Genomic DNA, 22,841 nt, shown 5'->3' with positions numbered 1-22,841 from the left:
GGAGAGCTACAATCAGTCTATGAAGACCATCACCCAGCGCGAGTTCCGCAACAACGCGGCCTCCGTCATGGACCAGGTGGAAGCGGGCGAGAGCTTCCACGTGACCCGCAACGGGGTCGAGGTGGCCCAGGTCAGCCCTGTCACACGCCGTCGGCGCCTCAGCGCGGAAGAGCTCGTGGAGCGTCACCGCAGGCTTCCCCGGGTGGACTACGCGCGGATGCGGGAGGACGCCGACGAGTTCTTCGGCGGCGAGGACCGGATCGGGGACGACGAACGTGGCTGAGCGGCCTGACCGGGGCATCCTCGACACGTGCGTCTTCATCGACCTCGGGGAGATCGATCCGGCCGAGCTTCCCAGGTTTCCCGACATCACCTCCGTCACGATGGCCGAGCTCCACCAGGGCGTGGCGATGGCGAAGGACCCGGTGGGCAGGGCTCAGCGCACGGAGAAGCTTCAGGCCGCGGTGACGGACTTCTCTCCCCTGCCGTTCGACGGTGAGGCCGCGGCCCGCTTCGGAACGCTCGTCGCCCTCACCCTCGCGGCGAACCGCTCCCCGAAGCCGCGCCGCCTGGATCTGATGATCGCCGCTGTGGCCTCGCTGCACGGACTGCCCCTGTACACGCGCAACGCCGACGACTTCCTCGGCCTCGAGAGCATGGTGCGGATCGTTCCGGTGTGAGGAAGCCCCACCGTCTCGGCCGCGGACACGGCGAAGGGCCGCCCCTCGGGGACGGCCCTTTCACGGAATCCGGCTCAGACCGAGGGCACCCCGGTCCTGCGCACCTCCACCCGAAGGCGGTCGTTGGAGTCGTCCACGTCCACCACCACGGTGTCGCCCTCGGCGAGTTCGCCCGACAGCAGCTCGCGGGCGAGCGGGTCGCCGATCGCGGACTGCACCAGGCGGCGCAGCGGACGCGCGCCGTAGTTCGGGTCGAAGCCCGTCAGGGCCAGCCACTCGCGGGCGCCCGGAGTCACCTCCAGCTCCAGCCGCCGGTCCGCCAGCCTCCTGGCCAGCCTGTCGACCTGCAGGTCCACGATCCGCGTCAGGTCCTCGGTGGACAGCGCGTCGAACATGATCACGTCGTCCAGCCGGTTGAGGAACTCCGGCTTGAAGGTCGCGCGCACCACGTCCATCACGCGGTCCCGGCGCACCGACTCCTCCAGTGACTGGTCCACCAGGAACGGCGATCCCAGGTTGGAGGTGAGGATGAGTATGGTGTTGCGGAAGTCCACCTGTCGGCCCTGGCCGTCGGTGAGCCGGCCGTCGTCCAGCACCTGCAGCAGGGTGTCGAACACCTCCAGGTGCGCCTTCTCCACCTCGTCCAGGAGCACCACCGTGTACGGGCGGCGACGCACCGCCTCGGTCAGCTGGCCGCCCTCCTCGTACCCCACGTAGCCGGGGGGCGCGCCCACCAGGCGCGACACCGAGTGCTTCTCGGAGTACTCGCTCATGTCGATGCGCACGATCGCGCGCTCGTCGTCGAACAGGAACTCCGCCAGCGCCTTGGCCAGCTCGGTCTTGCCCACGCCCGTGGGGCCCAGGAAGAGGAACGACCCCGTGGGCCGGTCCGGGTCGGAGATGCCCGCGCGGGCCCGCCGCACCGCGTCCGACACCGCCGCCACGGCGTCCTTCTGGCCGATGAGCCGCCTGCCCAGCTCGTCCTCCATACGCAGCAGCTTGGAGGTCTCGCCCTCCATCAGCCGCCCCACCGGGATGCCGGTCCACGACGACACCACGTCCGCGATCTCGTCGGCGCCCACCTCGTCCTTGACCATGGTGTCGCCGCCCTGGCTGGCGGCGTTCTCCTCGGCCTTGGACGCCTCCTCGATCTGCTTCTCCAGCTGCGGGATGTCCCCGTACATCAGACGGGAGGCCTCGCCGAAGTCGCCCTCGCGCTGGGCCAGCTCCGCCCGCGTGCGCAGTTCGTCCAGCTGCCCCTTGAGCTCACCGACCCGGTTGAGCCCGGCCTTCTCCTGCTCCCACCGCGCCACGAGCCCGTTGAGCTGCTCCTGGCGGTCGGCCAGGTCCGCGCGCAGCCGCTCCAGCCGCTGGCGGCTGGCCGGGTCGGACTCCTTGTCGAGCGCCATCTCCTCCATCTTCAGGCGGTCGACGGTGCGCTGCAGCTCGTCGATCTCCACCGGGCTGGAGTCGATCTCCATGCGCAGCCGGGAGGCCGCCTCGTCGATGAGGTCGATCGCCTTGTCGGGCAGGAACCGCGCGGTGATGTAGCGGTCGGACAGGGTCGCGGCGGCCACCAGCGCCGCGTCGGCGATCTGCACCTTGTGGTGCGCCTCGTAGCGGCCCTTGAGGCCGCGCAGGATCGCGACCGTGTCCGCGGCCGACGGCTCGCCCACCATGACCTGCTGGAACCGGCGCTCCAGGGCGGCGTCCTTCTCGATCCGCTCCCGGTACTCGTCCAGCGTGGTCGCGCCCACCATGCGCAGCTCGCCGCGCGCCAGCATGGGCTTGAGCATGTTGCCCGCGTCCATGGCGCCCTCGGCGGCGCCGGCGCCCACCATGGTGTGCAGCTCGTCGATGAACGTGATGATCCGGCCCTCGGACTCCTTGATCTCCGAGAGCACCGCCTTGAGCCGCTCCTCGAACTCGCCCCGGTACTTGGCGCCCGCCACCATCGCGGACAGGTCCAGGGCCACCAGGCGCTTGCCCAGCAGCGACTGCGGTACGTCGCCGGCCACGATCCGCTGGGCCAGGCCCTCCACGACCGCGGTCTTGCCCACGCCCGGCTCGCCGATGAGCACGGGGTTGTTCTTGGTCCGGCGGCTGAGCACCTGGATGACACGGCGGATCTCGCCGTCCCGGCCGATCACGGGGTCCACCTTGCCCTCGCGGGCCCGCTCGGTGAGGTCCACCCCGTACTTCTCCAGGGCCTGGTAGGTGTCCTCGGGGTTCTCGGAGGTGACCCGGCCCGAGCCGCGCACCCGCTCGAACCCCTCCAGGAGCGCCTCCGGGGTCGCCCCGGCCTCGGTGAGCAGGCGGGCCGCCTCACCGCCGTCCGCGGCCAGCCCCACCAGCAGGTGCTCGGTGGAGACGTACTCGTCCTCCATCTGCTGGGCGCGCTGCGCCGCCGTGTTGATGGATACGATCAGCTGGCGCGAGGAGCTCGGCGAGCCGACCGTGGAGCCCGCCGCCTTGGGCAGCGCCCCGATGGCCGCCTCGACCTTGTCCTTGAGCGTGTCCGGGTCGGCGCCGACCTCCTTGAGCAGCGGCCGGGTGATGCCCTCCGCCTGGTCCAGCAGCGCCGACAGCAGGTGCACGGGCTCCGTCTGCGGGCTTCCGTCGGTGGTGGCCCGCCGGATCGCCACCGACAGGGCTTCCTGGCTCTTCTGGGTGAGCTTGTAGTTCATGCCCTGTGACCCCTTTCGCAAGTATTGTCACGGAGGGTGATGACCTGTGGCCGACCACGCCCCGTGTCACCATGGCGGAGCTCCGTCAGCCCTGCTCGTCCTCGGTGCGGCCGGGGCCGCCCCTGCCCGGACCGCCCTTCGCCGGGCCGCCCTGCCCCGGGACGTCCGTTCCGGAGCCGTCCGCCCCGGGCCGGCCGTCGCGGGGCTCCTCGGCGCTCCCCGGCTCGGCGGTGTTGAAGATCGTCACGCGGGTGCGGCGCACCAGCTCGCCCCGCACGCCCCCCGTGCCGCCCTCGGGCCGTGCCGGACGGCCCCGACGGGCCACGGCCCGCCGCGCCGCCTCCAGTTCGTTGGCCAGGTGGAACACCTGCTCGCGCAGCTGCTCCACCTCGTGCTCCAGTTCCAGGATCCGCTTGATCCCGGCGAGGTTGACACCCTCCTCCTGCGACAGCCGCTGCACCTGGCGCAGCGTCTGCACGTCGCGCATGGAGTAGCGGCGCCCGCGGCCGGACGCGCGGCCGGGCGAGACGATCCCCAGTCGGTCGTACTGCCGCAGGGTCTGGGGGTGCATACCCGCCAGCTCGGCGGCCACCGAGATCACGTAGACCGGAGCGTCAGTGCCGAAGGAGTCGTTCACGTCGTTCACACACCCTTCGCCCGCGCCTCAAGACCGTCGCGCGGGTCGTAGTCGGAGGTCGCGGCGCGGAACTTCTCCAGAGCCTCGCGCGCGTCACCGTTGAGTGTCCTCGGCACCGTCACCTCGATCGTGACGAGCATGTCGCCCGCGGTGCCGTCCTTGCGGGTCGCGCCCTTGCCGCGTACCCGGAGCTTGTGCCCGTTCTGCGTGCCCGGCGGGATCTTCACCGTCACCGGGAAGCCCTGGAGGGTCGGGATGCGCACCTCGGCGCCCAGCGCGGCCTCGGGGAAGGTCACGGGCACGGTGATCGTCACGTTGTCGCCGCTCCTGCCGAACACCGGGTGCTCCTTCACGTGGACGACGACGTAGAGGTCCCCGGCCGGGCCGCCGTTCTCGCCCGGCGCGCCCTTGCCCTTGATGCGGATCCGCTGCCCGTCGGACACGCCGCCGGGGATGCGGGTCTGGATGGTGCGGGTGCTCTTGCCGCGCCCGCTGCCGTTGCAGGTGGCGCAGGGGTCGTCCACGACCAGGCCGCGGCCCTTGCACTCGCTGCACGGCTCGGACAGCGAGAAGCCGCCCAGGTTGGTGTTCTCGTGCCCGGTGCCGGAGCACTTCGGGCACATCCGCGGGGCGGTCCCCGACCTGGCACCCGTGCCCTTGCAGGTGGGGCACGGCGCCTCGCTGGCCAGCTTGAAGGAGCGCGTGGCCCCCTCGGCCGCCTCGCGGAAGGTCAGTGTCGTCTCGGTCTCGACGTCGGCGCCGCGTCTGCTGCGGGCTCCGCCGCCGCGCCCGCGGCCGCCGAACAGCCCGCCGAAGAGGTCGCTCAGACGCTCACCGCCGGGAGCCCCGCCGGTGCCCTGTCCGAACAGGTCGCCCATGTCGAACCCGCCGGGGCCGGTACCGCCGCCGCCCGGCCGGTAGGCACCGCCGAACAGCGAGCGCGCCTCGTCGTACTCCTTGCGGCGCTTGTCGTCCGACAGGACGTTGTACGCCTCGGAGATCTCCTTGAAGCGCTCGGCCGCGTTCGGGTCGTCGGTGTTCGCGTCGGGGTGGTTCTCCCGGGCCAGCTTGCGGTAGGACTGCTTGATCTCGTCCTTCGAGGCGGTCTTTGAGACTCCGAGGACCTTGTAGTAGTCCTTCTCCAGGTAGTCCTTGGTGCTCATCGACTGGTGCCTTCTCCCGCTGGTGCCGGTTGCGTCCGATGCTTCCACGTGGCCCCGGACCGCGTCGGTCCGGGGTCCGTCTCCGGCCGCGGCCCCGCGTCATGCGAGGCCGCGGCCGGAGGATCACGGGCGGACCCGTTACTTGTCGTCTTCCCCGCCGTCGGCCGTGCCGGACGACTCGGAGGTGCCCCCGCCGTCCCCGGCGGCGTCCCCGGCGGACTCCGACGACTCGGCCGAAGCCCCGTCGCCCTCCTCCGCCGGGTCCCCGACGACCACGCGGGCCGGACGGAGGATCCTCTCACCGATGCGGTACCCGGGCTGGAACACCTCGATCACGGTCTGGGCGGAGATGCCCGGAACCGGGACCAGGGTGAGCGCCTCGTGGAGATTGGGGTCGAACTCGTCGCCCTTCTCCGCGTACCGCTCCAGGCCCAGCTTGGTGACCGTGGCCTCCAGGGCCTCGCCCACCGCCCTGAACCCGCCGTTGAGCTCGTCGTGCTCACGGGCGCGCCCGACGTCGTCCAGGATCGGCAGGAGCTCGCCGACGACCTGGGCGGTGGCCATCTCGCGGACGGCCACGCGGTCGCGGTCGACCCGCTTGCGGTAGTTGGCGTACTCGGCCTGCACCCGCTTGAGGTCGTTGGTGAGCTCGATGACGCGCTCGTCGGCGTTGATCGCCTCCGTCACCACCGACTCCGGGGTGTCCGGGATCTCCGGGGCGTCGTCCTCGATGTCGGCCTCGACGACCTCCTCCTCGGCGACCTCCGGGATCTCCTCGGCGGCGTCGCCCTCGGCCTCGGGGTTCCTGACCTCACCGGTCTCGGGGTCGATCCGGCGGTTGTCGCGGATCACCGGCCCCCGGCGCTCCTCGCCGTCGCCGTTGCCGTTCGTGTTCTCCGACGGAGTCATCTGCGACGTGTCTCCTTCCTCGGCTCGACCGCGGATCAGGACTGGTTGCCCTTGCCGTTGTCCTCGTCGACGATCTCGGCGTCCACGACGTCGGTGTCGTCGGCGGAGGAGTCCGAGGCGCCCTGACCCGCGTCACCCTCGGCGCCCTGCTGGCCCTGGCTGTAGATGGCCGAACCGATCTTCTGGCTGGCCAGCGCCACCTTCTCGCTGGCGGAGCGGATGGCCTCCACGTCGGTGCCCTCCAGGGCGGTCTTCAGCTCCGCGATGGCCGCCTCGGTCTCGGAGCGCACGTCCGCCGGGACCTTGTCCTCGTTGTCCTTGATGACCTTCTCGGTCTGGTAGACGAGGGACTCGGCGTTGTTGCGGACCTCGGCCTCCTCGCGGCGCTTGCGGTCCTCCTCCGCGTACTGCTCGGCCTCGCGGACCATCTTGTCGATGTCCTCCTTGGACATCGCCGAACCGCCGGAGATGGTGACGGACTGCTCCTTGCCGGTGCCCAGGTCCTTCGCGGTGACGCTGACGATGCCGTTGGCGTCGATGTCGAAGGTGACCTCGATCTGCGGGACGCCGCGCGGCGCCGGGGGCAGGCCGGTCAGGTCGAAGACGCCCAGCTTCTTGTTGTACTGGGCGATGTCGCGCTCGCCCTGGTACACCTGGATCTGCACGGACGGCTGGTTGTCGTCGGCCGTCGTGAAGATCTCGGAGCGCTTGGTCGGGATGGTCGTGTTGCGCTCGATGAGCTTGGTGAACACGCCGCCCTTGGTCTCGATGCCCAGCGACAGCGGGGTGACGTCCAGCAGCAGGACGTCCTTGACCTCGCCCTTGAGCACACCGGCCTGCAGCGAGGCGCCGATGGCCACGACCTCGTCCGGGTTGACGCCCTTGTTGGGCTCCTTGCCGCCGGTCATCTCCTTGACCAGCTCGACGATGGCGGGCATACGGGTCGAGCCGCCGACCAGCACCACGTGGTCGATGTCGCTGAGCTGGATCCCGGCGTCCTTGATGACCTGCTGGAACGGCGTCTTGGTCCGCTCGACCAGGTCGGCGGTCAGGCGCTGGAACTCGGCGCGGCTGAGCTTCTCGTCCAGGTGCAGCGGGCCCTCGGCCGAGGCCGTGATGTAGGGCAGGTTGATCGCCGACTCGCTGGAGCTGGACAGCTCGATCTTGGTCTTCTCCGCGGCCTCGCGCAGGCGCTGGAGGGCCATCTTGTCCTTGGACAGGTCCACGCCGTTGGAGTTCTTGAAGCGCTCGACCAGCCAGTCGACGATGGCCTGGTCCCAGTCGTCGCCGCCCAGGTGGTTGTCGCCGTTGGTCGCCTTGACCTCCACGACGCCGTCGCCGACCTCCAGGAGGGAGACGTCGAAGGTTCCGCCACCGAGGTCGTAGACGAGGATCGTGGCCTCGTCCTCCTTCTCCAGGTGGTAGGCCAGCGCGGCCGAGGTCGGCTCGTTGATGATGCGCAGGACGTTGAGGCCCGCGATGGTGCCGGCCTCCTTGGTGGCCTGGCGCTGGGAGTCGCTGAAGTAGGCCGGGACGGTGATGACCGCGTCGGTGACGTCCTCGCCCAGGTAGGCCTCGGCGTCGCGCTTGAGCTTCTGGAGCACGAAGGCGCTGATCTGCTGGGGGTTGAAGGTCTTGTCGTCGATCTCCACCGTCCAGTCGGTGCCGATGTGGCGCTTGACCGAGCGGATGGTGCGGTCGACGTTGGTGACGGCCTGCCGCTTGGCCACCTCACCGACGAGCACCTCGCCGTTCTTGGCGAAGGCGACGACGGACGGGGTGGTGCGGGAGCCCTCGGCGTTGGCGATGACCGTCGGCTCGCCGCCCTCCAGGACAGCGACGCAGGAGTTCGTCGTACCGAGGTCGATTCCGACCGCACGTGCCATGGTTGCTTCCTCCGTCAAGGTTGAGTCGTTCAGGCGTAAGTTTGCTTCGTCGAGTGGCGGCTGTCAAATCAGTTGAGTCGCCCCGACTCAAGTTAGGTCCTACGCCCTGACAACGGTTGACCCGCCCGTGATGTTCCCGGCCTGGGCCTTCTCCGGCGCGGACGCGGGTGAACCCGGGGACAACTCGGGGAGATCCTTGACTCGGAAACCAGGGATCCTCAGGGATGTCCGGGGGGGGTGTGCCGGGGCGGTGGCCGCCTCACTCCCGTGCGTGCCGCAACCTGGTACGGGGGAATCGGGAGGAACGGTGAAGTCACCGATACCCCCGTCGCGCCGTCCCGTGACCGCCGTCCGCTACACATAGGTAGGACGTGCGGTGCGCCCGAGCCCCGTTCGGCCGCATCCGTGCGGCCCGTCGTGCCGGCGCCGTCCGGCGCCGGCGTGCGCGCCCCGGCCGGGTTCCGAGGCCCGGGGGTGTGCGGCGGCGTTCACGGGGGGTCTCTCGGGGCCGGTCGGGCCCTCCGGTGGTGGCCGCGCTATTACTCGTAAGTAACATAGACTTGGACCGCCGGTGTGTGGCGCACCGGACGACGAAGCAGGATGGGAGGCCACGGACGATGCTGTACCTGACACTGGGCATCATCACCTCGGTCTTCGCCGTGGTCGCGTTCACCATGTTCGCTCTGGGAATCCGCCAGATCGTGCGAACCGTGGGTGTGGGCCGTGCGGTGGAGCCGGAGCGCAAGGGACCGTTCGGTCAGCGGCTCACCATGACGCTCATCGAGATCCTCGGACACGGGCGGATGCTCAAGCGGCCCTGGATCGGCGTCGCCCACTGGTTCGTGATGATCTCGTTCCCGCTGCTGGTCTTCACGGTCGTGGAGGCCCAGGGCGAGGTCTTCGACCCGCACTTCAAGCTGCCGGTCATCTACGACTGGGCCCTGTACGGCCTGGTCATCGAGTTCATCGCCGCGGCCAGCCTCGCCGGCATCGTCGGCCTGACGATCTACCGGCTGCTCAACGGCCCCAAGCGCAAGGGCCGCCAGTCCCGGTTCACCAACTCCCGGCACTGGACCGCCTACTACGTCGAGGCCTACCTGTGGGGCCTGCTGATCTCGATCTTCGTGATCCGCGGCCTCAAGTCCGCGATGGGCGACTTCCCCTTCCCGGCCTGGGCCACGCCGATCTCCACCGGCCTCGGCGCGGTCCTGCCCGGCGACCCCGCGATCGCCGAGCCCGCCATCGCCCTGGTCGCCGCGTTCAAGCTGATCATCAGCTACCTGTTCTTCATCGTCATCGCCCGCGTGCTCACCATGGGCATCGGCTGGCACCGCTTCATCGCGCCGGTCAACATCTTCCTCAAGCGCAACGCCGACGGGTCCCCGTCCCTGGGCGCGGCCAAGCAGATGATGGACAAGTCCGGCACCAAGCCCCTCGACTTCGAGGAGGCCGACCCCGACGAGGACCCGTTCGGCGCGGGCAAGCTGGAGGACTTCACCTGGAAGGGCCTGCTGGACTTCAGCACCTGCACCGAGTGCGGACGCTGCCAGTCCCAGTGCCCGGCCTGGAACACCGGCAAGCCGCTCTCGCCCAAGAAGGTCATCCTCGACCTGCAGGCGCACACCTACGAGAAGGCCCCGTACCTTCTCCAGGGCATCACCGAGGAGACCCTCGCCGAGAAGCCCGACGAGAGCCACGCGGGCGTGGACGTCCTCTCCCTCCTCAACCGGCCGCTGGTCGGCACCGAGGAGGAGAACGGTGTCATCCACCCCGACGAGCTGTGGGCCTGCACCAACTGCGGTGCCTGCGTCGAGCAGTGCCCGGTCGACATCGAGCACATCGACCACATCCTCGACATGCGCCGCTACCAGGTGATGGTCGAGTCCAACTTCCCGTCCGAGGCCAACACGCTCCTGAAGAACCTGGAGAACAAGGCCAACCCGTGGGGCATGGCCGAGGACCGGCGCATGGACTGGATCGAGGAGCTGGCCTCCCAGGAGAACCCGGTCGAGGTCCAGGTCGTCGACGACAAGCTGCCCGAGGACACCGAGTACCTGTTCTGGGTCGGCTGCGCCGGCGCCCTGGAGGACCGCGCCAAGAAGACCACCAAGGCCATCGCCGAGCTGCTGGACATGGCGGGCGTCAAGTTCGCCGTCCTGGGCGGCATGGAGGCCTGCACCGGTGACCCGGCGCGCCGCCTCGGCATGGAGTACGTCTTCCAGATGCTCGCCCAGCAGAACGTGGAGACGCTGAACGAGGCCGGCGTCACGAAGATCGTGGCCAGCTGCCCGCACTGCTTCAACACCCTCGCCAACGAGTACCCGCAGCTCGGCGGCACCTACGAGGTCGTCCACCACAGCCAGCTGCTGGCCAAGCTCGTGGAGGAGGGCAGGCTCACGCCGGTCAACTCCGTGGACGAGAACATCACCTACCACGACCCCTGCTTCCTGGGCCGCCACAACAAGGTGTACACGCCGCCGCGCGACATCATGGCGCAGGTCCCCGGGGTCAAGACGCAGGAGATGCACCGCCACAAGGAGCGGGGCTTCTGCTGCGGCGCCGGCGGCGCGCGCATGTGGATGGAGGAGCGGATCGGCAAGCGCATCAACACCGAGCGTGTGGACGAGGCGCTGACCACCAACCCCGACACCGTCTCCACCGCGTGCCCGTTCTGCCAGGTCATGCTCGGTGACGCGATCAACGAGAAGAAGTCGCAGGGCGAGGCGAAGGAGTCGCTGGAGGTCGTGGACGTCTCCCAGCTGCTGCTGCGCTCGGTCCGGGAGGCTCCCAAGCAGCCCGAGGCCGCCGACGCACAGCCCCGGGGCTGACGCCCGGCTCGGCGCCTTCCGGGGGCCGGACACCGACCGCGGGTCGGTGCCCGGCCCCTCGTGCGTTCGGGCCGGCGCGTCCGTGGGCCCGCGTCCCCGCGGCCGCCCCGGGGCCTCCTCAGGAGGGGGAGAGGTGATCGGTGAGGAAGCCGTCCACGCCGTGCCGGGCCACCTGGCTCGCGAACCCTCCCCAGTTCAGGTCGAACATGTGCTCGGCCCAGGGGATCTCCAGGAGTCGGTGCTCCACCCCCGCGGCGTCGAGCCGCGCGGCGAGGCGGCGGTTGTCCTCCACGCCCAGGAACAGGTCGTGGCCGGACATGATGAGCAGGGTGGGAGGGGTGTCGGGGCGGACGTGGGTGAGGGGCGAGATCATCGCGTACTCACCGGGCACCTCGTCCGGGGTGCCGCCCATCATCCGCACGGTGTCCCCGGCCAGCTCCTCACCGATCGGGGAGTGCCGCTGGCGCCACGGCACCTCGGGGGCGTCCGCCGTCCCGTCGGCCGCCGAGTACCAGGCCACGACCGCGTCGACGCCGGGGGCAGGCACGTCGCAGCTCGGCGGGATCTCCTCCGCCGACGTGTACCCGGCCAGGAGGGCGAGCAGGCCGCCCGCCGACTGGCCGGTGACGGCGACCCGCCCGGGGTCGGCCCCGTACTCACCGGCGTGCTCGCGGGCCCAGCCGATCGCGCACTTGACGTCGGAGACCGGTACCGACCAGTCGCCGTCGGGGAAGTAGCGGTAGTCGACGTCGAACACCACGTGCCCGCGGTCGGCGAGCCACGTGTCCCAGCGGGGGAGGAAGCTCTGCGGCAGGTCGTCCGCGCCCCCGTGGACGTTCACCACGACCGGCAGCGGGGAGTCGTCCTCCCGCTCCTTCGGCTCCCACACGTCCACCTCCAGGTCCTGGGATGCGGAGGCGCCTGCGGCACCGGACCCGCCGGTCCGCAGGTAGACGCGGGTCCCGGGCTCGCGGTCGGCGCTGGTGGCGAGCCCGGCGGTGTACTCGCCGAGGTCGAGCGGGACACCCTCGGCGCGGGCGGTGGACCAGATCGCCGCGGGCGGGACGAGTGCCGCGGCCAGTACGGCGGCGTTGGCCGCGGCGGCCACCGCCGCGAGGCGCCGCCTCCGCACCGCCACGGCGGCCCCGGTGCGCGGGCGCCGTCCGGTCTCCGTCCCGGCGCGCCGCCGGGGCCGTACCGAGGCGGGGAGGGACAGCAGCAGGCCGAGGGCGGCCAGAACGGCGAACACCAGGCTGAACTCCAGTGCCAGCAGGCCGAACCGCCACGCCGTCCAGGAGGGCGGCGGCAGCAGGACGAGCGCCGCCGCGCCCATGCCGAGGAGGGCGGTCGCGCCCGCCACAACGGTCGCCGCCCAGCGTCCGGTGGCGGCCAGGCGGTCTCGTGCGGAACGTCGGGGGGTCATGCGTCCTCCTTTCGATACGAATGTATCGATACGACTGTATCAAAACGGAGGATGTGCCAGAATACGGCCGTGCCCAGGTACGTAGACAAGGACGAACGCCGCCGCCACGTGGCCGCCGCGCTCCGGCGGATCGCCGCGAGAGAGGGCCTGGAGGGCGTCAGCATCCGTACCGTGGCGGCCGAGGCCGGACTCTCCGTGGGGGCCGTCCAGCGCGACTTCGGCACCAAGGACGACCTGCTCCGATTCGCCCTGCGCGAGGCGCTCGCCAACGTGTCGCGGCGGTTCTCCGGGATCCGTGTCGGTCCCGGAGGGCTGTCCTTCGCGGAGGGGCTGCGCCGGGTCCTCACCGACCTGCTGCCCACCGACGACGAGCGCCTGGCCGAGGCCCGCGTCTGGTCCGCGTTCTACGCGAGGGCCGCCGTGGACCCGGGTTTCGCGGACACCCTCGCCGAACTCGACGCCCGGGCCCGCGCCGCCCTGCGCGCCGCCGTCGGCTGGGCCGCCGAACAGGGGGAGCTGGCGCCGGGCCAGGACCCGGACGCCCTGGTGGAACTGCTGCTGGTCCTCGTGGACGGGATCTGGCTCAGCGCCGTCCGCCGTCCGCCGGGGGCCTCGCTGGACGCCCAGCGCGCGGCCGTGTCGGCGGCCGTCGCCGCCGTCACCGGCGGGGAGGGCCGGGGGACGCGCCGCGGATGACATTTGTCAGTGCGCCCACCAGGAGGTTCCACACCGGCGGCCGGTGACAACGGAGTCTGTCCGGCGGACCCCGGCCCACGGGAGTCTGGACACATGACGACGACAGCGAACACCGCGGCCGCCCCCAGCCACCGGGACACCACCGGACCGGCGGTGGTCGTCCGCGACCTCCACCAGCACTACGGCGACTTCGAGGCGGTCAAGGGGGTCTCCTTCGAGATCCACCCCGGCGAGCTGTTCGCCCTCCTCGGCACCAACGGCGCGGGCAAGACCACCACCATCGAGACCCTGGAGGGCTTCCGCCGCCCCAGCTCGGGCACCGTGCGGGTCTTCGGCCTCGACCCCCACGGCCAGCCCGCGGGGGTCCGCGAGCGCACCAACGCCGTCCTCCAGGGCAGCGGCCTGCTGGACGACCTCAGCGTCGGCGAGACCATGGACCTCGCCCACGACCTCGCCGCCACCCCCCGTGACGGGGGCGAGGTCCTGGAGCTGGTCGGCCTGGCGGACAGGCGTGGGGTCGCGGTCCGCCAGCTCTCCGGAGGGCAAAAGCGCCGCCTGGACCTGGGGCTGGCGCTGCTGACCAGGCCCGAGGTCCTCTACCTGGACGAGCCCACGACCGGTATGGACGCCGAGGGCCGTATCGAGACGTGGCGCATCATCAACGACCTCAAGAGCGAGGGCGTGGCGGTCCTGCTCACCACCCACTACCTGGAGGAGGCCGAGCGGCTCGCCGACCGGCTGGCGATCATGCACCGCGGCGAGGTCCGTGTGGAGGGGACGCTCCAGGACGTCCTCGCGGGCTGGGGCGACCGGGTGGGCTTCGCCCTGTCCCCCGGCGTGCGCACCGCCGACCTGCCCGACCTGCCCGGCACCGAACTGGCCGTGGAGACCCGCGACCACGTCCTGTGGGCCACCTACACGGCCGGGGGCGAGGACGTGGCCGACCGGGCGCACCGCACGGTCGCGGCGCTGATCGCCTGGGCCGACGAACACGGGACCACGCTCAAGCACCTCCAGGTGCGCGGTGCCTCCCTGGAGGACGTCTTCCTCCAGGTCGCGGACGGCGCGTCGGACCTCGTCCCGGACTGATCGGCCTCCCGCCCGCACGCCCCCCGCCGTCCTCCACAGATGCCAGGAGCACACATGAGCACGACCACCGCCGCCCCGCGGCGCCCCCGACCCGCCGTCAGCCCGCTGAAGCAGGGCCTGCGCCTGACCCGGACCGAGTTCACCCTGTTCGTGCGGTACAAGACCGCCTGGATGTACCTGGTCCTACCGCCGTTCTTCGCCTTCATGGCCATGAACCTCCCGAACAACGAGATCGTTCCCGGGTTCGGGACGGGGCAGATGGCCATGGTCGCCACCATCGGCTCCATCGGACTCATCCTGGGCGTCGGCCACCCCTCCAACGTGTTCACCGCACGGCGGGAGGCGCTGGTCCTCAAGCGGCTGCGGGTCAGCGGGGTGCCCCAGCAGGCGATCTTCGGCGGCGTCATCGCGGTCGTGGTGGCCCTCTCCCTGGCCATGGCGGTGGTGGTGGCCGTCCTGGTCTTCGCCGTCTTCGGGAGCCTCCCCCAGGACCCGCTGATGCTCGTCGTCGCCGTCGTCCTCAGCGCCGTCATGTTCTCCCTGATGGGGCTGCTCCTCACCCCGGTCGTCCGCAACGCCGAGGCCGCCCAGATGGTCTCGATGCTGCCCATGATGGTCCTGCTGTTCCTGGGCGGAGGCATCATCCCGCTGGAGTCCCTGCCGGAGAGCGCCCGCCTGGTCCTCGGCTTCCTCCCCTCCGTCCCCGCCGGGGAGATGGCCCAGACCGCCTACTCCGGCTACGACGCCTTCCGGGGCTTCGGAACGGGGGAGGAGAAGAGCTACCTCGGACTGTGGATCGCGGCTCTGCCCTCCATCGGCGTCATGCTCGCCTGGATCGCGGTGCTGGGGCTGCTGGTGCGCCGGTACTTCAGGTGGGACCCCCGCCAGCCCTGAGTGGCGGCGGTACGGGACGGGGAGGCCGGGGACGGACGGTCTCCCCGTCGCGGCACACTGGATCCGTCCACAGGTGTGGACACGAGGGCCGGGGAGGGGACCCGGCCCGGTCGGGAACCGCCCCAGGAGGAGACACCGCGTTGACAGAGCACGGGACACCGCCGGTCGAGGACTCCCGCAACGACCGCAAACTCCGCGTCGCCAGGCTCATCATCCTGGGATCGATATCGTTCCTGCTCGTCGCGCTGGTCCTCTTCCCACTGGCGGAGGCGACCACGGGAGAGGAGCGTTACTCCCTCTGGCGCCCCCTTCTCGCCGAGGTCGCCGCGGTCCTGCTCTGCCTCGTGCTCGTGCTGCTGCTGCGGAGCAGGCTCGACGGACGGCGGGATCCCTCCCCCCGGCTCTACTGGGGCTCGGTCGCGCTGGCCGTCATCGGTGCCGCCGCCCTCCAGAACCCCCTCTTCTCCATGTTCTTCCTGGCCGCGTGGTGGGGAATCGGGGTGTTCGTGGCGTCCCGGAGGCGCGGAGCGCTGGTCACCCTGGGACTGATGGTGGTGCCCTGGCTGCTCATCCCGTTCACCCCCGCGGAGATCGACCTCCTCGCCTACCTGGTGATGTGGGCCTCCGCGATCGCCTGGGCGCTGGTCCTGGCCGCGGGCTCCCTCGCCTCGCTCTGGCTGTGGGACGTCACCAACGACGCGGTCCGCGGCCAGGCCGCACGCGCCCAGCTGGCGGTCACCGAGGAGCGCCTGCGCTTCGCCCGGGACATGCACGACCTGCTCGGCCACAGCCTGTCGGCCCTGGCGGTCAAGGCCGAACTGGCGGGCAGGCTGGCCGAGCGCGCTCCGGACAGGGCCGCGGCGGAGATGGCCGAGGTGCACGAACTCGCCCGCAAGGCGCTCCAGCAGGTGCGCGCGGCGGTGAGCGGCTACCGAGAGGTCGACCTCGCGGACGAGGTGGACGCGGTGGGCTCCGTCCTGGCCGCCAACGGCACCCGGGTGTCCGTCACCGGACTGGACGGCCTGGCGCTGCCCCCGGAACGGGCGTCGCTGGCCGCGTGGGTGGTCCGGGAGGGCGTGACCAACGTGCTGCGGCACAGCGACGCCACCGAGTGCCAGATCGCCTTCACACCGACCAGGGACACCGCGGTGGGACGGGTCCTGGTGGTGGAGGTGTCCAACGACCGGGCGCGCGGGGACGGAGCCGTGGAGGGGTCCTCCGGAAACGGACTGGCGGGACTGTCCGAGCGCGTCTCGATGAGCGGAGGCACCCTGTCCGCGGCGCACACCGGGGACGGCGGCTTCCTGCTCCGTGCCGTGGTCCCCCTCTGAGGCCCTCCCGGCCGCCTCAGAGGAGGTCGACCGTCTCGAAGGCCTCGTCGATGGCGTCGGAGGCGTCCTGGCCTCCGCCCGTGCTGAGCCCCAGGACGAACCCGCCCTTCCGGTCGCCCGTCTCCACCAGCAGGAACCGGCCGTAGGATTCCTCCCCACCGCTCACGGCGGCCTCGAAGGCGGGGGAGCCGTCCACCTCGGCGGGGCCGGAGGGCTCCACCCGGAGCGACCCGGGGTCGGCGACCAGGCCGCCCAGCGCGTCCAGGGCCAGGCGCGCCCCGGCCGCGGACGGCGGTTCGGCCGGGCCGAGGCCCTCGCTGCCGGTCACGATGAACGCGTCCGGCTCGTCCGGGGACCCGTACACCGCGTACGAGGAGTACTCCGGGGGGACCTCGTCGTCGCCGAGCCGCCGCCAGTCCTCGCCGGGGAGCCGGTAGGACAGCCCCGACGCGGGGTCCTCGACCGTGCCCTCCGGCGCCGGGGTGTCCCCGCCGGCGTCCCCGGCCGCGGAGTCTCCCGGTTCGGCGGGCTCCCCGCTCCCGCCGGAGACGGCGTCCCCCGCACCGGAGAGGGGGCCTTCGCCGGACAGGAGCCAGACCAGGCCGGCGGCGGTGGCCAGCAGGAAGGCGAAGGTCGCGGTGAGCGCGACGGTCAGTGTCGCCCCGCGCGCGGAGCCGGGCTCCTCCCGGTCTCGTGGGCGCGTGCCTACACCGCTCCGGGGCGCCTGGCGGTCCGGGTCCTCTGACTGCATGTACCTCTCCTGGTAGGTGTTGGCCGCGGGACGCGAGGGGGCGTCCCGCAGGGGCAATACCCCGTGAGAGGGCGGGATGGACCTGACGGGGGTGGCCGGATGAGGCCGTTCTCCGCCGGGGACCGGGTTCGGGGGAACCTGCTCGTCCCGTCAGGACGTCCAGGGGGCGAGGGGGAGGCCGGAGGGGAACCACGCGGCGAGGGGCCCGTCGAACGGCACCGGGAGCATGTCGGTGAACGGTGGTGCCTCCGGCAGGACGCGCGCCTCCGGGAACAGCGGCCCGGTGGCGGGGAGCACGCGGGCCTCGGGCTCCTCCTCGCACGGCTTGGGCGGCCGGGTGACCGGGCCCCGGTCCGGGGTGCGCGGAGGGGGTCCGGTCGGCCCCGTGGGGCCGGGCGGCCGCTCGGGGCCCGCGGGACGGCCGGTCCCGGTCCCGTGGGTGGTCTCCCCGGCCTCGCTCCGGGGCGCGGACCGCTTCTCGGGCCGGACCGGCCGCGAGCACCGCTCGCCCGCCGTGTCCGTCCGCGGGGCCGGCGTCCCGCCGGCGGGCACGGCTGCGCCGTCCGGGGGCGAGACCCCGAGGACACGGTCGATCTCGGCGTGGGTGAGCCGGTGGTCGGCGTCGGCCACGGCGATGAGCACCTCGGCGTACAGCTCGATCTCGTCCAGCGCGACGTGGTCGTGGAGGGTGGCGTGGTCACGCGGTCGTGGTCGCGTGTCGTGTTCCACGTGCACTCACCTCCCGGCGACGAACGGTGTCGCGGAAAGGGTGTACCGGTCGCCCCGGATGGGGCTGGCGTGGGCCCGGGCGCGACGAAACCGGCCCCACGCGGCATGCGTCCTCAAGGCTACGCGGGCGCGCGGGGCCCGCACATGACCCGTGAGGACCAGAAGAGGGGTCACCCGTGTTAGCCAGGAACGGCCGGTGCGGTGCTTTCGGGCCACCGTGCCGGATCCCTCCACCGGTGTCCGGCGGCAGGCGTCCCCGCTCCGGTCCCGGCCGTCCGGCCGTCCCCTACTCCCAGGTGACGTCCTGGTGCTGCACGGCGAGCGCCGCGTAGTGGGCCGGCGTGTGCTGGAGCACGAGCCGGTCGTCGTCGTTCAGCTCGCGGACCACCTTGCCGGGCACGCCCGCCCAGAGGGTGTCCGGCGGGACGGTCTTGCCGGGCGGCACGAGGGATCCCGCCGCGACCAGCGCGCCCCGGCCCACGCGGGCGCCGCCCAGGACGATCGCGCCGATACCGATGAGCGCGCCCTCCTCCACGACCGCGCCGTGCACCATCGCCTTGTGGCCCAGGCTCACGTCGTCGTGCAGGACGGCGGGTTCCCCGGGGTCGGAGTGCAGACCGCACTGGTCCTGGATGTTGACCCTGTCCCCGACGACGACGTCCTCGGTGTCGGCGCGCAGCACCGACCCGTACCAGACACTGCTCCGCTCGCCCAGGCGCACCCGGCCGACCACGACCGCGCCGGGCGCGATCCACGCGGTGGGGTGGACCTCCGGCCGGCCGAAGCCGGCGCCGCCCACACGCGGCCCCGCGGCCCCGTTCTCCCTCGCACTGTCCATACCGTGGCCCTCCCTGAGTCCCGTGCCGCCGTGTCCGTATCCCCCGCGAGGGGCCGGATCAGCGGGAAGTTGACCGCTCTGCCCCCGTACGGGGATGATCGCGCATACCTTAGTAAGAACGTGACCAGGGACCGCACGGCGATGCGCCGGTCGAAGGACCTTGACGCGGTCGCGCCGCGCGTGCCTACCTTGGTCGTCTGGACGGTGTCCACGACGTTACGCTCCGCCCTCGACCGGAGCCCCACACGGCCGAGCCGGCGCGGAAAAGGACACTATCGGGCGGATGTCGCTAACAGGGCCCGATGGGTGTCCTTGTGACAATGGGTACGGGTCAACTCTCACCTTCTGCGACGTGCAGTCGAACGGTGTAAGGACATGAAAGGCACATGAGCGATATGTTGCCGGGCGGCGGACTGCAACAAGACAGGTTCCCGACAGTGCGCAAGGGCGGCTACGACAAGGCGCACGTCGACGACTACTACGTACGGATGGACAACCAGGTCAAGAGCCTCCGCGAGCGCCTGCAGCGGTTGGACGACGAGCTGGAGCAGTACAAGCGCGACCTTGCCATCGCCCGCGAGAAGGCCCAGGTCAAGCCTGAGCACGAGCAGATCAGTGAGCGCATGGCGGAGATCCTGCGGATCGCCGAGGAGGAGGCCAAGGAGCGTCGCTCCAGGGTCGAGGCCGAGGTGAGGGAATCCGAGAAGAAGGCCCAGGAGGAGATCGCCAAGCACCGCAGGGACGCCGAGCAGCACGCGGAGCGGGTCATCTCCTCCGCGCGCTCGGAGGCCAACGAGATGGTCGACAGCGCCAAGAAGGAGGCCGACCAGCTCCGCGAGCAGGCCAAGAAGGAGGGCGAGCGCCGTCTGAGCGAGGCCGAGGCGCGCGCCAAGAAGATCCACGACACGGCGGACCGCAGGCTCGCCACGCTCACCGCCACGCACTCCGAGGCGCTGCGCCGCCTCAAGGACATGCACTCGACCCTGGCCGAACTGGTCGCGGCCGAGGACAAGGCGGGCGCGCTGGAGGCCGGGCTCGCCCGGGAGGAGGCGCCCTCCGATCCGGGCCAGGAGGGCAGGCAGGGCGGTCCGGCCAAGCCCGCCCGGAACAAGTCCGCCCAGGCCGCGCAGCCCGCCTCCGGCAAGCAGGAGGCGGCCAAGCCCCAGGAGCGCGGCGCCGGGGGCCGGCACCCCGAGGCCGGCCGGCCGGAGGCGGCCAAGCCCGCCCAGGAGGCCGGGTCCGAGCCGGAGCGCAAGGAGGACTCCACCGAGACGACCACCAAGCTGCCCCCGCTCCAGCAGGAGGCGGACGAGGCGACCGTGCGCATCAAGCCGGTGGCCCGGCCGGAGCAGGACGCACAGGACCCGCAGAAGGACGGGAAGGCCACGTCCGGGGAGGAGAAGCAGGGGGCCCAGGCCGCACCCCGTCCTCCGCAGGGCGCCCGCTTCGACGCCCCCGCGCCGGAGGGCGCCCAGGGCCCGCAGCAGGGACAGTCCGGCCCGCAGCAGGGCCACTCGGATCGGCAGGCCCCCGCGGGCGACCCCGGCATCACCGGTGTCTACCGGCAGCCGGAGCCGGGCCCGGGGCAGCAGTCCGGCCCGAACCAGCCTCCCAAGGGCGACGAGGGCGTGCGGATCATCCGCAAGCCGTAGGAAGCCCCGACACCCGACCCGACCCGACCCGCGCCGCCCGTGCACCGTGCGCCGCGACGACGGGGAACCGGCACGTCGACCCTCGCACGGAACGGTTCTCCGGGGGTGGGGACGTAGTCCCCGCCCCCTGGTGTTTTGTGGCCGGTTGTAGGGGGACGTCCGCCTTGTCGCAGGCTGTCGGCTACGATGCCGACAGCCATGATTATCCGCGCGGCCATCAGGTCCGACCTCGGTGCGATTCTGCGTCTGCTCAGGGAGCTCGGCGACGCCACCCACGCGCAGAGCGCTCACGTCCGCATGTCCTCCGCGGCGGTACGCGCCTGGACGAGGATGGAGAACGACCCCGACCGCACGATCCTCGTCGCCGAGCAGCGGGGGCAGATCATCGGCACCCTGGGCCTGCTGGTGGTGGCCAACCTGACCCACGACGCCCAGCCCTGGGCGGTGGTGGACAACCTCGTGGTCGACCCCCTGACCCGGGGCCGGGGCATCGGCCGGGCCCTGATGGAGGACGCGCTGGACCGGGCGACGCAGGCGGGGTGCTACAAGGTGGAGCTCCTGTCCCACGAGAGCAGGCACGGCGCCCACCGGTTCTACGCCTCGCTGGGCTTCGACAGCTCTGCGGAGGGCTTCCGCCGCTACCTCTGACCGGGATCGGGGCCCCGGCCCCGGCTCCCGCCGCCGCGCCGGACACGGCAGCGCCGCTCTCGGGGTACGGGCGGGCACTGCTGACCTGTCGAATCGATGTCTCTACCCACGTTCCGGTATGCGCTGGGTTCGCGAAGGTGCCAACCTGGAGGACCGCAAGCCGGATCACAGCCGCCAAGGGGTGTGTAGATGGACCGTCCGGAGGAGACCGGAGGTGTCTCCGGGCCGACTCGGGGCCGGGAGGCGACGAGGGCCCGCATCCTCGCCAGCGCCAAGGAGCTGTTCACCAACGAGGGGTACGGCTCGGTGTCGTCGAGGATGATCGCCTCGCACGCGGGGGTCAACGTCGCGCTGATCAACCGCTACTTCGGGGCCAAGCGCGGGCTGCTCACCGAGATCCTCCGCGAGGACGGCGTCTTCCCCGGGCTGATCGAGGGCGACCCCGCCACCCTCACGCGGCGCCTGGCCGAACACGCGGTCAGCCGCCTGCACGGCGAGGGCACCGCGCTCCAGCGCGCCCTGGACGACTCCGCGGGCGACCCCGACCTGCAGGCGGTCTACCAGGGGAGGATCACCAGCGCGATGATCGACCCCCTGACGGCCTACCTGGGCGCGGACGGCGCACGGGCGCACGCGTCGCTGATGGCCGCGGTGATGCTGGGGCTGACCCGGGTGCGGCTGGTCGAGGGGGCGACGGCGCTGCGCGCCCTGGACCGCGAGCTGCTCACGAGGCGGCTCCAGGCCCTGCTGGACCTGTGCCTGGAGGACTTCGGCGAGGCGGAGGGCCCCGGGGAGGGCTGAGGGCCCGGGAACGCCGACGGGACATGTCCTTGCCGTTACGGCAAAGAACCTCGCGCGCCGCGGAGCCTGTGGGGAGAGTGGGGCGCGGAGGTGGTGCACATGACCCGGGAACACCCGGAGAACCCCTCGCTCGAGGACATGGGCGAGGACTTCTGGAACGAGCGCTACCGCTCGGACGAGCGGATCTGGAGCGCGGACCCCAACCGTCACCTGGTGGCCGAGGCCGCGGACCTGGCTCCCGGCCGGGCGCTGGACGTGGGCAGCGGCGAGGGCGCCGACGCGGTCTGGCTGGCCGGGCGCGGCTGGCGGGTGACCGCGGTGGACATCTCGGCCGTGGCCCTGGAGAAGGGCGGGGCCCACGCCCGCGAACACGGCGGGGACGTGGCCGGGCGCATCACGTGGACGCGGGCGGACGTGACCGCGTGGACCCCGCCCGAGGGCGCGTTCGACCTGGTGACGTCGCAGTTCATGCATCTGGGGCCGAAGGACCGCGCACGGCTCTTCCCGGCGCTGGCCTCGGCGGTCGCGCCCGGGGGAGAACTCCTGGTCGTCGCGCACCATCCCCGGGACCTGGAGGAGGGCGTGCCGCGCCCGCCGATCCCCGAGATGTTCTACACGGGCGACGAGGTGGTGGCGGCCCTGCCGGAGGGCGAGTGGACCGTGCTGGTCGACGAGGCCCGTCCCGGGACGGTCACCATGGACGGGAGGACCCACACCGTGCACGACGTGGTGGTCCGCGCCCGCCGTCGCGCCTGACCGCTCCCGAGGGGCGGCCGGAGGCACCGGACGCCCCTCGGGGTACGTCAGTCGCGGAGCTTGGCCACCACGTCGATCTCCACCAGGATGTCCGCGAGGTCCGATCCCACGGTGGTGCGCACGGGGTAGGGAGCCGTGAAGTGCTTCTCGTACACGGCGTTGAACTCGGCGAAGTCCGCCTTGAGGTTCTCCAGGTGGACGGTCGCCTTCACGACGTCGTCCAGGGTCAGGCCGTGCTCGGCGAGAACGGCGGAGACGTTGGCCAGCACCTGGGCGGTCTGCTCGCCCACGGTCGGCGCCACCCGGCCGGTCCCGGGCTCCTGGGGCCCGAAGCCCGCGGTGTACAGGAACCCGCCCGCGACGACTCCCTGGCTGTACGCGCCGGCCGGGGAGGGGGCGTTGTCGGTGCGGATCGCCTTCTTGGACATCCGTGGACTCCTTCG

The 22,841-nt window shown here is 71.8% G+C and carries 21 protein-coding genes; 11 read left to right on the top strand and 10 right to left on the bottom strand.

Annotated features, from left to right (window positions below):
• The first annotated feature begins 19 nt into the window (after positions 1-19).
• Both A6A08_RS23885 and A6A08_RS23880 read left to right on the top strand, forming a co-directional pair.
• Positions 20-283, top strand: coding sequence for a type II toxin-antitoxin system Phd/YefM family antitoxin (locus A6A08_RS23885; protein ID WP_073704877.1), 264 nt, complete (start codon positions 20-22; stop codon positions 281-283).
• Positions 276-680 (top strand): type II toxin-antitoxin system VapC family toxin, encoded by a 405-nt coding sequence (locus A6A08_RS23880; protein ID WP_073704876.1) that lies wholly within the window; start codon positions 276-278, stop codon positions 678-680. Before A6A08_RS23885 ends, A6A08_RS23880 begins: the two co-directional genes overlap by 8 nt.
• Before the next feature lie 74 nt (positions 681-754).
• Here A6A08_RS23880 and clpB read toward each other — a convergent pair whose 3' ends face one another.
• The 5 genes from clpB to dnaK all read right to left on the bottom strand — a co-directional run bounded on the left by clpB (position 755) and on the right by dnaK (position 7,962).
• Complete coding sequence (clpB, locus tag A6A08_RS23875) at positions 755-3,367, bottom strand: ATP-dependent chaperone ClpB (protein ID WP_073704875.1); 2,613 nt, start codon at positions 3,365-3,367, stop codon at positions 755-757.
• 85 nt (positions 3,368-3,452) lie between these two features.
• Positions 3,453-4,013, bottom strand: a complete 561-nt coding sequence (locus A6A08_RS23870; protein WP_073704874.1) for a heat shock protein transcriptional repressor HspR — start codon at positions 4,011-4,013, stop codon at positions 3,453-3,455.
• A complete protein-coding gene (gene dnaJ / locus A6A08_RS23865; RefSeq protein ID WP_073704873.1) occupies positions 4,010-5,167 on the bottom strand; it encodes a molecular chaperone DnaJ in 1,158 nt (385 codons plus the stop codon). The genes A6A08_RS23870 and dnaJ overlap by 4 nt, the downstream gene beginning before the upstream one ends.
• Positions 5,168-5,305: 138 nt before the next feature.
• Entirely contained in the window at positions 5,306-6,076 is a 771-nt protein-coding gene (gene grpE / locus A6A08_RS23860) for a nucleotide exchange factor GrpE (protein WP_073704872.1), read from the bottom strand.
• A 35-nt stretch (positions 6,077-6,111) separates the two neighbouring features.
• Positions 6,112-7,962: a molecular chaperone DnaK gene (gene dnaK, locus A6A08_RS23855; protein ID WP_073704871.1), complete on the bottom strand. Its 1,851-nt coding sequence runs from the start codon at positions 7,960-7,962 to the stop codon at positions 6,112-6,114.
• A 617-nt stretch (positions 7,963-8,579) separates the two neighbouring features.
• On the opposite strand from dnaK, the gene A6A08_RS23850 reads away from it, so the two are divergent.
• The gene (locus tag A6A08_RS23850; protein ID WP_073704870.1) at positions 8,580-10,790 is read left to right on the top strand and encodes a (Fe-S)-binding protein; all 2,211 of its coding nucleotides are present in this window, start codon (positions 8,580-8,582) and stop codon (positions 10,788-10,790) included.
• A gap of 118 nt (positions 10,791-10,908) precedes the next feature.
• Here the strand turns inward: A6A08_RS23850 and A6A08_RS23845 are convergent, their stop codons facing one another.
• Positions 10,909-12,213 (bottom strand): alpha/beta hydrolase, encoded by a 1,305-nt coding sequence (locus A6A08_RS23845; protein ID WP_073704869.1) that lies wholly within the window; start codon positions 12,211-12,213, stop codon positions 10,909-10,911.
• 51 nt (positions 12,214-12,264) lie between these two features.
• Here A6A08_RS23845 and A6A08_RS23840 point away from each other — a divergent pair, with 51 nt between their 5' ends.
• From A6A08_RS23840 to A6A08_RS23825, 4 genes are all read left to right on the top strand, one after another.
• A complete protein-coding gene (locus tag A6A08_RS23840) occupies positions 12,265-12,909 on the top strand; it encodes a TetR/AcrR family transcriptional regulator (protein WP_073704868.1) in 645 nt (214 codons plus the stop codon).
• Positions 12,910-13,002: 93 nt separating this feature from the next.
• Entirely contained in the window at positions 13,003-13,998 is a 996-nt protein-coding gene (locus A6A08_RS23835; RefSeq protein ID WP_073704867.1) for an ABC transporter ATP-binding protein, read from the top strand.
• A gap of 54 nt (positions 13,999-14,052) precedes the next feature.
• On the top strand, positions 14,053-14,892 hold the full coding sequence (locus A6A08_RS23830) for an ABC transporter permease (RefSeq protein ID WP_073704866.1): 840 nt from the start codon (positions 14,053-14,055) through the stop codon (positions 14,890-14,892).
• Positions 14,893-15,032: 140 nt separating this feature from the next.
• Positions 15,033-16,223: a sensor histidine kinase gene (locus A6A08_RS23825; RefSeq protein WP_073704865.1), complete on the top strand. Its 1,191-nt coding sequence runs from the start codon at positions 15,033-15,035 to the stop codon at positions 16,221-16,223.
• 16 nt (positions 16,224-16,239) lie between these two features.
• Here A6A08_RS23825 and A6A08_RS23820 read toward each other — a convergent pair whose 3' ends face one another.
• The 3 genes from A6A08_RS23820 to A6A08_RS23810 form a co-directional block, all read right to left on the bottom strand.
• Positions 16,240-16,974 (bottom strand): hypothetical protein, encoded by a 735-nt coding sequence (locus tag A6A08_RS23820; RefSeq protein ID WP_073705040.1) that lies wholly within the window; start codon positions 16,972-16,974, stop codon positions 16,240-16,242.
• Between the two features lie 150 nt (positions 16,975-17,124).
• On the bottom strand, positions 17,125-17,703 hold the full coding sequence (locus tag A6A08_RS23815) for a hypothetical protein (RefSeq protein ID WP_073704864.1): 579 nt from the start codon (positions 17,701-17,703) through the stop codon (positions 17,125-17,127).
• 286 nt (positions 17,704-17,989) lie between these two features.
• Complete coding sequence (locus A6A08_RS23810) at positions 17,990-18,541, bottom strand: gamma carbonic anhydrase family protein (RefSeq protein ID WP_073704863.1); 552 nt, start codon at positions 18,539-18,541, stop codon at positions 17,990-17,992.
• Positions 18,542-18,936: 395 nt separating this feature from the next.
• Between A6A08_RS23810 and A6A08_RS23805 the strand changes: the two genes are divergently transcribed.
• The 4 genes from A6A08_RS23805 (at position 18,937) to A6A08_RS23790 (ending at position 22,398) form a co-directional block, all read left to right on the top strand.
• On the top strand, positions 18,937-20,193 hold the full coding sequence (locus A6A08_RS23805; RefSeq protein WP_073704862.1) for a cell division protein DivIVA: 1,257 nt from the start codon (positions 18,937-18,939) through the stop codon (positions 20,191-20,193).
• Positions 20,194-20,391: 198 nt separating this feature from the next.
• Positions 20,392-20,841, top strand: coding sequence for a GNAT family N-acetyltransferase (locus A6A08_RS23800; protein WP_073704861.1), 450 nt, complete (start codon positions 20,392-20,394; stop codon positions 20,839-20,841).
• A 189-nt stretch (positions 20,842-21,030) separates the two neighbouring features.
• Positions 21,031-21,642 carry a TetR/AcrR family transcriptional regulator gene (locus tag A6A08_RS23795; RefSeq protein ID WP_073704860.1) on the top strand — a complete coding sequence of 204 codons (612 nt, stop codon included), beginning with the start codon at positions 21,031-21,033 and terminating at the stop codon, positions 21,640-21,642.
• Between the two features lie 99 nt (positions 21,643-21,741).
• A complete protein-coding gene (locus tag A6A08_RS23790; protein ID WP_073704859.1) occupies positions 21,742-22,398 on the top strand; it encodes a cyclopropane-fatty-acyl-phospholipid synthase family protein in 657 nt (218 codons plus the stop codon).
• A gap of 47 nt (positions 22,399-22,445) precedes the next feature.
• On the opposite strand, the gene A6A08_RS23785 is transcribed toward A6A08_RS23790, so the two are convergent.
• On the bottom strand, positions 22,446-22,826 hold the full coding sequence (locus A6A08_RS23785) for a RidA family protein (protein WP_073704858.1): 381 nt from the start codon (positions 22,824-22,826) through the stop codon (positions 22,446-22,448).
• Between the last annotated feature and the right edge of the window lie 15 nt (positions 22,827-22,841).

This window comes from Nocardiopsis sp. TSRI0078, from assembly GCF_001905145.1.
Taxonomy (GTDB): domain Bacteria; phylum Actinomycetota; class Actinomycetes; order Streptosporangiales; family Streptosporangiaceae; genus Nocardiopsis.
Note: the sequence above shows the minus strand (reverse complement) of the source record. Positions and strands in the feature narration are given on the sequence as shown.